Below are 8213 nucleotides of genomic sequence, written 5' to 3' on the forward strand. Positions count from 1 at the left end.
GCTCGAGCGGATCGCCCTCCAGGACGAGTACTTCGTGAAGCGGCGGCTCTACCCGAACGTGGACTTCTACTCCGGGCTCATCTACCAGGCCATGGGGTTCTCCACCGACATGTTCACGGTCCTCTTCGCCATCCCCCGGACGGCCGGGTGGCTTGCCCAGTGGGAGGAGATGCTCCTCGACCCGGAGCAGAAGATCGCCCGGCCGCGGCAGATCTACGTGGGGGAGGATCCCCGGGACTATGTGCCGCTGGAGCGGCGGCAGGAGGCGACGCGTCCCGGGGACCCCGGAAGGGCAGCGGAGGGATCGGCGAAGCCCCCGGCCGCCGGGCAGGCTCTCGCCGGCGCGGGTGGGAGCGGGGAGCGGGGAAGGCCGAGATGATCGGGACACCCGTACAGGAAGGGAGCGCCCCCCGGACCGGGAAGGCGGTCATCCGGGTCCGGGAGGACTGGTGCAAGGGGTGCGAGATCTGCGTCCGGGTCTGCCAGAAGAAGTGCCTGGCGATGAACGGCCGGGGGAAGGTCGCCGTGGTGAACCTGGAGGCCTGCAACAGGTGCCTCCTGTGCGATCTCCTCTGCCCCGATTTCGCCATCGTGGTCGAGTAGGCTGGGACGGAGGAAGCCGTGCCTGGAACCGTCCGCCTGATGCAGGGGAACGAGGCCTGCGCGCAGGGGGCCCTCGCTGCGGGATGCCGGTTCTTCGCCGGCTACCCGATCACCCCCTCCTCCGAGATCGCCGAGGAGCTGGCGAAGCTCCTGCCGAGGGTGGGAGGGAAGTTCATCCAGATGGAGGACGAGATCGGGGCCATGGCGGCCTGCATCGGGGCGTCGCTCGGCGGCCTCAAGGTCCTGACGGCCACCAGCGGCCCCGGCTTCTCCCTGAAGCAGGAGAACCTGGGCTTCGCCGCCTACGCGGAGATCCCCTGTGTCCTCGTCAACGTGATGCGGGGCGGGCCCAGCACCGGCCTCCCCACCTCCCCCGGCCAGGGGGACGTGATGCAAGCCCGCTGGGGGACGCACGGCGACCATCCCATCATTGCCCTGGCCCCGGCCTCCGTGCGGGAGGTCTATGAGCTGACCCTCCGGGCGTTCGACCTCGCCGAGCGCTACCGGACGCCCGTGATCCTCCTCTACGATGAGATCATCGGCCACATGCGGGAGAAGACGGTTCTCCCCGACCCCTCCACGAGCCGGGTGCGGGAGCGGAAACGGCCGACGGTTCCCCCCGAGGCGTACCTCCCCTTCGGCGACGCGGAGGATGACGTCCCCCCTCTGGCCAGCTTCGGGGAAGGGTACCGCTACCACGTGACGGGCCTGGCTCACGACGAGCGCGGGTTCCCCACCCAGGACCCCCGGATGGTCGAGCGCCTGCAGCGGCGGCTCACCCGGAAGATCGAGCGGCACCGGGAGGACATCGTCGCCTTCGAGACCACCCTGCTCGACGATGCCGAGGTGGCCGTCCTCGCCTACGGCGTCACCGCTCGCTCGGCCAGGGCCGCCGTCCGGATGGCGCGGGCGGAGGGGGTGCGGGCCGGTCTCTTCCGGCCCATCACCCTCTGGCCCTTCCCCGACGCGGAGGTGGGGAAGCTGGCCGAGCGGGTCGGGGTCATCGTGGTGGCCGAGATGAACCTCGGGCAGATCGCCAGGGAGGTCGAGCGGGCAAGCCGGGGAAGGGCGGATGTGGTCGGCTGTTTCAAGGTCAGCGGGGAGCCGATTGCGCCCCAGGAGATCCTGCGGACTCTCCGGGCGGGCGCGCTGGGGCGGCGGGGCGCGCTCCCCGTCCCGGGCGGAGGCATCGCCTCGACGCGCGCGCGTCTCGAGGTGTGAATGTTCGACTACGCGTCGTACCTTCGCCAGGAGATGCTCCCCCACATCTGGTGCAAGGGGTGCGGGGACGGCATCGTCCTCAAGGCGCTGCTGCGGGCTATCCACCGCCTGGGCCTGTCGAAGGACCGGGTGGCGATCGTCTCCGGGATCGGCTGCTCCAGCCGCCTCTCGGGCTACGTGGACTGCAACACGCTCCACTCCACGCACGGTCGGCCGCTGGCCTTCGCGACCGGCCTGAAACTCGCCCGGCCGGACCTCACGGTCATCGTCATCACGGGGGATGGGGACGGCCTGGCCATCGGCGGGAACCACCTGATCCACGCGGCGCGGCGGAACATCGACCTCACCTGTCTCCTCTTCAACAACCAGATCTACGGGATGACGGGGGGGCAGGTGGCCCCGACGACGCCGGAGGCGCTCGTCTCGACGACGACCCCGTACGGCAACATCGAGCCCGCCTTCGACGCCTGCCGCCTGGTAGAGGCGGCGGGGGGAACCTTCGTGGGCCGGGGGACGGCCTACCGGACCATCCCCCTGGAGAAGATGATCGCGGAGGGGATTCAGCATCGGGGGTTTACCTTTATCGAGGTCCTGACCACCTGCCCGGAGATCCATGGCCGGAGGAACCAGCTCGGGACGCCGGCCGAGATGCTTCAGGCCCTGGGCAAGGTCCCCCTGCCGACCGGCATTCTCCACCGGAGCACCCGGCCCGAGTACGGCGAGGCCTACGGGGGAATCATCGCGAGGGCGCAGGGAGCGGCCGGCTAGCCCGGCGCGAGCTGCGGCGGCGGGGCTTCCGCCCGGAAGGCACGCATGGGGTACGAGATCCGGATCAGCGGCGAGGGCGGCCAGGGGGTCATTCTGGCGGGGATCATCCTGGCCGAGGCGGCCATTGAGGATGGGAAGAACGTCGTCCAGAGCCAGGCCTACGGTCCCGAGTCGCGGGGCGGCGTGACCAAGAGCGAGGTGATCATCAGCGAGGAGGAGATCGACTACCCGAAGGCCACCAAACTCGATCTCCTCCTGGCCCTGAGCCTGGAGGCCTGTGGCAGGTATCGGCAGGATCTGAAAGAGGGGGGGATCCTGCTGGTCGAGGCCTCCCGGGTGCCAGCGGTCCCCGGGAATTGCCATCTCGTCCACCGCCTGCCGTTCCTGGCGACGGCCCAGGAGGCCGCGGGGAAGGCCCTCACGGCGAACATCGTCGCCCTGGGCGCGCTGGTGGGCCTCTCGGGAGCGGTTTCCCGGAGGGCCATCGAGCGCGCGGTCGCCGCGAGGGCCCCGAAGGGGACCGAGGAGCAGAACCTGAAGGCGCTCGCCGCGGGCTTCGAGCTGGTCGAGAGAGAGAAAACCGCTGGCGCAGGCTCCGGCTCGCTCCCCTGAACCCGGCTCGAAAGCTGGGACATCAAGGCCCCAGCGGACTTCCCTTCAATCATCACTACTTACCCGGAACCGACCTCGCTCCTAGGGCGCCAAGGTCCCAGGCGCCGTCCGCTCTCCCCGATACGCGACAGGGTCTGAGCCCTCTTTCACTGGAAATCCAACGCCTTACGCTCTCCTCTCGAACCCCTCCATCCTGGCACCATCGTTGCTCAACGAATCTCAGTGCGAGGGATTGGGTCGGGGGCCGCACAGAACGAGCGGCCCGGACCCGGGCCTGACAAAAGGGAGGGGAGGCGTCGATGCTGGAGATCCGCTGGCACGCCCGGGCGGGCCAGGGAGCCATCACGGCGGCCAAGGTCCTTGCCGAGGCCGCCATGGAGGAGGGGAAGTACATCCAGGCCATGCCCGAGTATGGCCCGGAGCGGTCGGGCGCACCGATCCGCGCCTACAACAGGATCAGCACGTCCCCCATCCGGCAGCGCAGCCAGGTGACCACGCCCGATCTGGTCGTCGTGGTGGACCCCAGCCTGCTCGAGACAGAGGACCTCCTCGCGGGGACCGATGCCGCCGCGTTGCTCCTCATCAACACCCCGGAGGACCCGAGGGTGGTGCGGGAGCGCCTCCAGGTTCCGGGTCGGAGAATCTTCACCCTGGACGCCACCCGCATCGCCCGGGAGGAGATGGGCAAGAATTTCCCCAACACCCCTCTGCTGGGCGCGCTGACCCGGATGGCGGCGGAGGTGGGCCTGGAGGGGGTTCAGCAGCAGCTGCGCCGGGAACTGGGGAAGAAGGTCACGCCGGCGGTCCTGGAGAGCAATCTCCGCGCCCTGGAGCGGGGCTACCGGGAGGTCCGGGGCGAGGAGAGCGAAGGGGAGCAGTCATGAGCGAAGAGGCCAAGCGGGGGTGGCAGGAGTTGCCGCTGGGAGCGCTCATCCTCGAGCCCGGCAATGCCGAGCGCTATGCCACCGGGGACTGGCGCACTCTCCGCCCGGTCATTGATTTTGGCAAGTGCACCCACTGCATGGTCTGCTGGTTCTTCTGCCCCGACAGCTCCATCCTCGTGCGGGAGGGGAAAGTCGTGGGGGTGGACCTCGAGCACTGCAAGGGGTGCGGGATCTGCGCGGCCGTCTGCCCCGTGAAGATCCGGGCGATCGGCATGGTGGAAGAGGCAGAGGCGGCCCGCGCCGGAGGGAATCGCGCATGAGCAGGGTGGTGGCATTGACGGGCAACCAGGCTGCGGCGGAGGCCATGCGGCAGATTCGCCCGGAGGTCTGCGCCGCCTATCCCATCACGCCCTCCACCCAGGTGATGGAGACCTTCGCCCAGTTCGTGGCCGACGGGGTCGCGGACACCGAGCTGATCGCGGTCGAGAGCGAGCATTCGGCGATGAGCGCCTGCGTCGGCGCGGCGGCCGCGGGGGGAAGGGTGATGACCGCCACCTCTTCCCAGGGGCTCGCCCTCATGCACGAGGTCCTCTACGTGGCCTCCGGCCTGCGGCTGCCGATCGTCATGGCGGTTGCGACCCGGGCCCTCTCCGCCCCGATCAACATCCACGGCGACCACAGCGACGCCATGGGCTCCCGGGACGCCGGCTGGATCCAGCTCTACGCCGAAGACCCTCAGGAGGTCTACGACAGCCTCCTCCAGGCGGTCCGCATCGCGGAGCACCCCTGGGTCCTCCTCCCGGTGATGGTCTGTTACGACGGCTTCACGACCAGCCACACCATCGAGAGGCTCGAGCTCCTCGAGGAGGCGGCGGTGCGGGAGTTCGTGGGGGAGTACCGCCCGGCCCACCCCCTGCTCGACCTGAAGCATCCGGTGACCTACGGGCCGCTCGTCCTCCCCGACTACTTCACCGAGATCAAGCGGCAGCAGCGGGAGGCCATGTCCCACGCCCCGGGGGTCATCCAGGAAGTGGGGAAGGCGTTCGGAGACCGGTTCGGCCGCTTCTACGGTCTCTTCGAGACGTTCCAACTGGAGGATGCCCGGGTGGCCATCCTGATCATGGGCTCCGCCGCGGGGACGGCAAAGGGCGTGGTCGAGCTCCTCCGGCAGGTGCGGGTGAAGGCCGGCCTCGTCACGCTCCGGGCGTTTCGTCCGTTCCCGGCCAGGGAGCTGGCGGCGGCCCTGAAGCACGTGCAGGCCGTGGCCGTCCTGGACCGGGCCGACAGTGCGGGCTCCCCCGGCGGCCCCCTCTTCACCGACCTGCGGGCGGCTCTGGACGGGCTGGACGCCCGTCCGCGAGTGGTGAACTACGTCTACGGCCTGGGGGGCAGGGACATCCGGCCTGAGGATATCCGGCGGGTGTACCAGCGCTTACTCAGGATCACAGCGGGGGCGGAAGAGGAGGGGGCGGTGTGTGAGTATCTGACCCTTCGCGAAAGCCCCGGAACGTTGGCCCCGGTCGGAGGTGCATGATGGTGCCCCAGAACGCGATGGGTGCGGCGGTCCGCTCTCCGTCGGTGAAGGAGCTCTCTTCCCGTCTCAATCTCCTCTCGGGGGGCCACCGGCTCTGCGCCGGCTGCGCCGAATCCGTCGTCGTGCGCCAGGTCCTGCTGGCCTCTCCGTATCCGGTGGTGGTGGTGAACGCCACGAGTTGCCTGGAGGTGGCCACGACGATCTATCCCTACACGGCGTGGCGGGTCCCCTGGCTGCACAGCCTCTTCGAGAACGCGGCGGCGACGGTGAGCGGTGTCGAGGCCGCGTGGCGGGCCCTCCAGCGGCGGGGGAAGCTCCCGCAGGAGAAAATCGCCTTCATCGTCTTCGCCGGCGACGGGGGGACCTACGACATCGGCCTGCAGTCCCTCTCGGGCGCGCTCGAGCGGGGTCACCGGTTCCTGTACGTCTGCCTGAACAACGAGGGGTACATGAACACCGGGATCCAGCGGTCGAGCGCGACCCCCCTCGGCGCCCATACCACCACGACGCCGGCCGGCGAGGTCCTCCCGGGGAAGCTCCAGTGGCGGAAGGACCTGACCGGGATCGTGGCCGCCCACAACATCCCGTACGCGGCCCAGGCCGCGCTGACCCCGCAACCCCTTACGGACCTGACCACCAAGGTCCGGCGGGCGCTGGAGGCCGAAGGCCCGGCGTTCATCAACGTCTATTCCCCCTGCAACCGGGGCTGGCGCTTTGACCCTGCGGACACGATCAGGATCAGCCAGCTCGCCGTGGAGACCTGCTACTGGCCCCTCTTCGAGGTCGTCGACGGGCACTGGCGCCTGACGTACTCCCCGCGGGAGAAGAAACCGGTGGCGCAGTGGCTCGAGGCCCAGGGGCGCTTCCGGCATCTCCTGAAGCCGGAGCACCGGCACGTGATGGAGGAGATCCAGGCGCGCGTCGATCGGGAATGGGAGGCCCTGCTGGCGCGAACGGGTCGCGCCCCGTCCGAGGGAGCGGAGGCTCCTCCGCAGGCTCGCCCGGTCCCTCGGGGGCATGAAAGGGAGGAGGCGGCGGAGGGGGGGAAGACTGAGGCGCCCTGTTCCTGTGGGGTGACCTCGCCTGGGGTCCGGTGGGGGTGCCTGTTCTGCGGGCGCGTCTGCTGCCCCCAGTGCGCCTATGCCCCCGAGGGCCTGACGGTTTGTTCCCGCTGCGCGCGGGAGCTCTTCGGGATCCCTGCACCTGCAGCCTCTGCTCGTCCATCAGAGACAGGTGTCCAGGTGTCCGGCACAAGCCCGCCGACGGGTGCCATCGCCAAGGAGGCGAAGCCATGCAAGAGCTGAAGAAGATCCTGGTCGCCACCGACCTCTCCTCGGCGTCGGAGCCCGCGATCCGGATGGCAGGGGCGCTGGCCATCAGGATGGATGCCGGGCTGCTCATCCTCCACGTCCTGTCCGAGAAGGAACTGGATGAGCTGGTCCTGGCCCATCAGCCGCGCCACCCGGTGGACCTGATCTACAGCGATCTCGAGGCGAGCGTGCGGGAACAATACCGCCGGATGGTGCCGGACGAGGTCCGTCGCTTCCTGCACGCGGAGGTCCTGGTCGTGCCGGGGGTCCCGGCCGAGGAAATCGCCAGGACCGCCGCCATGAAGGGGGCAGACATGATCGTGACCGGCACCCATGGGCGGACGGGCCTCCGCCGGGTCCTGATGGGCTCCGTCGCCGAGCAGGTCCTGCGGACGGCACCCTGCCCGGTCCTGACCGTTCGGCCCCCGGAGCTGCGCGAGGCGGCCTGAAGGGGCCGCCGCAAGGGGGGAAAAGCGATGAAGATCCGATTGATCCTCTACCCGACCGACTTTTCCGAGAACGCCGCGGCGGCCTGGCCCCAGGCCCTCCAGATGGCGGAGCAGCTCGGAGCCGTGCTCCTCCTGCTGCACGTCGTCCCCACCCCGAGCATGACCCCCGAAACCTTCCTGGCGGCGGAGCAGTGGGCGGAGATCTTCGCCGCCCAGCGGCGGGAGGCGGAGGCGAAGCTGCGGGCGCTGGCGGCCGCGGCTGCGGGGGTGAAGGCCGACGTCCTGGTGACCCGGGGCGTTCCCTTCCTGGAGATCGCGCGGGTGGCGAGGGACCGGAAGGCGGATCTCGTCGTCATGGGGACCCACGGGCGGACGGGCCTGGTGCACGCCCTCATGGGGAGCGTGGCGGAGCGGGTCGTCCGGATGGCCCCCTGCCCGGTCCTGACCGTGCGCCACGCCGCGATGCTGGTCGAAGCGGCGTAAACAGCTCCCGGATACCCGGGACGAGGGAGGGTCGGACCAGAGCGGGCACAGGGGATCTGCACCGAAAGGCCCACCAGCGCGCCTCCGCGGCCTCTTTCCCCTTGACAGCCTGAGAACGCGGATGGTACACAAAAGATAGTTTTGCGTGCGTTTTCACAAGGTGCGCGGCCGGCGGTTCGAAGGCAGCGCGCATGATGCCCTCTCGAGGGCATTTTTCGTGTAAGCTCCGCCCTCAAGACCACTCGCCCTCCCGCAGGTCGCGCCCGCCCGGCTGGCGGCGGCGGACCTGCCGCTTCGTCGCGCACGGCAAGGGGAACACGGATGGCGGCGGACTACGCATACCCGGCCT

At 69.8% G+C, this 8213-nt stretch carries 10 protein-coding genes and 1 pseudogene; all 11 read left to right on the forward strand.

What is annotated here, in order from left to right; translation table 11 throughout:
• On the forward strand, nucleotides 1-379 hold a 379-nt coding region (locus tag VGT06_04435; GenBank protein HEV8662378.1), incomplete at its 5' end, for a citrate/2-methylcitrate synthase.
• Nucleotides 376-603 (forward strand): ferredoxin, encoded by a 228-nt coding sequence (locus VGT06_04440; GenBank protein HEV8662379.1) that lies wholly within the window; start codon nucleotides 376-378, stop codon nucleotides 601-603. The genes VGT06_04435 and VGT06_04440, both read left to right, overlap by 4 nt.
• Before the next feature lie 39 nt (nucleotides 604-642).
• On the forward strand, nucleotides 643-1824 hold the full coding sequence (locus VGT06_04445; GenBank protein ID HEV8662380.1) for a 2-oxoacid:acceptor oxidoreductase subunit alpha: 1182 nt from the start codon (nucleotides 643-645) through the stop codon (nucleotides 1822-1824).
• Nucleotides 1825-2592, forward strand: a complete 768-nt coding sequence (locus VGT06_04450) for a 2-oxoacid:ferredoxin oxidoreductase subunit beta (protein HEV8662381.1) — start codon at nucleotides 1825-1827, stop codon at nucleotides 2590-2592.
• Between the two features lie 45 nt (nucleotides 2593-2637).
• Nucleotides 2638-3204 (forward strand): 2-oxoacid:acceptor oxidoreductase family protein, encoded by a 567-nt coding sequence (locus VGT06_04455; protein ID HEV8662382.1) that lies wholly within the window; start codon nucleotides 2638-2640, stop codon nucleotides 3202-3204.
• A gap of 299 nt (nucleotides 3205-3503) precedes the next feature.
• The gene (locus VGT06_04460; GenBank protein ID HEV8662383.1) at nucleotides 3504-4088 is read left to right on the forward strand and encodes a 2-oxoacid:acceptor oxidoreductase family protein; all 585 of its coding nucleotides are present in this window, start codon (nucleotides 3504-3506) and stop codon (nucleotides 4086-4088) included.
• A complete protein-coding gene (locus VGT06_04465; GenBank protein HEV8662384.1) occupies nucleotides 4085-4408 on the forward strand; it encodes a 4Fe-4S dicluster domain-containing protein in 324 nt (107 codons plus the stop codon). The genes VGT06_04460 and VGT06_04465 overlap by 4 nt, the downstream gene beginning before the upstream one ends.
• Nucleotides 4405-5622 carry a pyruvate ferredoxin oxidoreductase gene (porA, locus tag VGT06_04470; protein HEV8662385.1) on the forward strand — a complete coding sequence of 406 codons (1218 nt, stop codon included), beginning with the start codon at nucleotides 4405-4407 and terminating at the stop codon, nucleotides 5620-5622. Before VGT06_04465 ends, porA begins: the two co-directional genes overlap by 4 nt.
• A pseudogene (locus tag VGT06_04475) lies at nucleotides 5619-6569 on the forward strand (thiamine pyrophosphate-dependent enzyme). Before porA ends, VGT06_04475 begins: the two are co-directional and overlap by 4 nt.
• 344 nt (nucleotides 6570-6913) lie before the next feature.
• The gene (locus VGT06_04480) at nucleotides 6914-7381 is read left to right on the forward strand and encodes a universal stress protein (GenBank protein HEV8662386.1); all 468 of its coding nucleotides are present in this window, start codon (nucleotides 6914-6916) and stop codon (nucleotides 7379-7381) included.
• A 27-nt stretch (nucleotides 7382-7408) separates the two neighbouring features.
• A complete protein-coding gene (locus VGT06_04485; protein ID HEV8662387.1) occupies nucleotides 7409-7864 on the forward strand; it encodes a universal stress protein in 456 nt (151 codons plus the stop codon).
• Nucleotides 7865-8213: the final 349 nt, after the last annotated feature.

It is taken from the genome of Candidatus Methylomirabilis sp., assembly GCA_036000645.1.
Classification (GTDB): domain Bacteria; phylum Methylomirabilota; class Methylomirabilia; order Methylomirabilales; family JACPAU01; genus JACPAU01.

What these genes read in the sequence shown, in the direction of transcription:
- VGT06_04440 (HEV8662379.1), top strand. Translation starts at nt 376, where the DNA reads ATGATCGGGACACCCGTACAGGAAGGGAGCGCCCCCCGGACCGGGAAG.
- VGT06_04445 (HEV8662380.1), top strand. Translation starts at nt 643, where the DNA reads ATGCAGGGGAACGAGGCCTGCGCGCAGGGGGCCCTCGCTGCGGGATGC.
- VGT06_04450 (HEV8662381.1), top strand. Translation starts at nt 1,825, where the DNA reads ATGTTCGACTACGCGTCGTACCTTCGCCAGGAGATGCTCCCCCACATC.
- VGT06_04455 (HEV8662382.1), top strand. Translation starts at nt 2,638, where the DNA reads ATGGGGTACGAGATCCGGATCAGCGGCGAGGGCGGCCAGGGGGTCATT.
- VGT06_04460 (HEV8662383.1), top strand. Translation starts at nt 3,504, where the DNA reads ATGCTGGAGATCCGCTGGCACGCCCGGGCGGGCCAGGGAGCCATCACG.
- VGT06_04465 (HEV8662384.1), top strand. Translation starts at nt 4,085, where the DNA reads ATGAGCGAAGAGGCCAAGCGGGGGTGGCAGGAGTTGCCGCTGGGAGCG.
- porA (HEV8662385.1), top strand. Translation starts at nt 4,405, where the DNA reads ATGAGCAGGGTGGTGGCATTGACGGGCAACCAGGCTGCGGCGGAGGCC.
- VGT06_04480 (HEV8662386.1), top strand. Translation starts at nt 6,914, where the DNA reads ATGCAAGAGCTGAAGAAGATCCTGGTCGCCACCGACCTCTCCTCGGCG.
- VGT06_04485 (HEV8662387.1), top strand. Translation starts at nt 7,409, where the DNA reads ATGAAGATCCGATTGATCCTCTACCCGACCGACTTTTCCGAGAACGCC.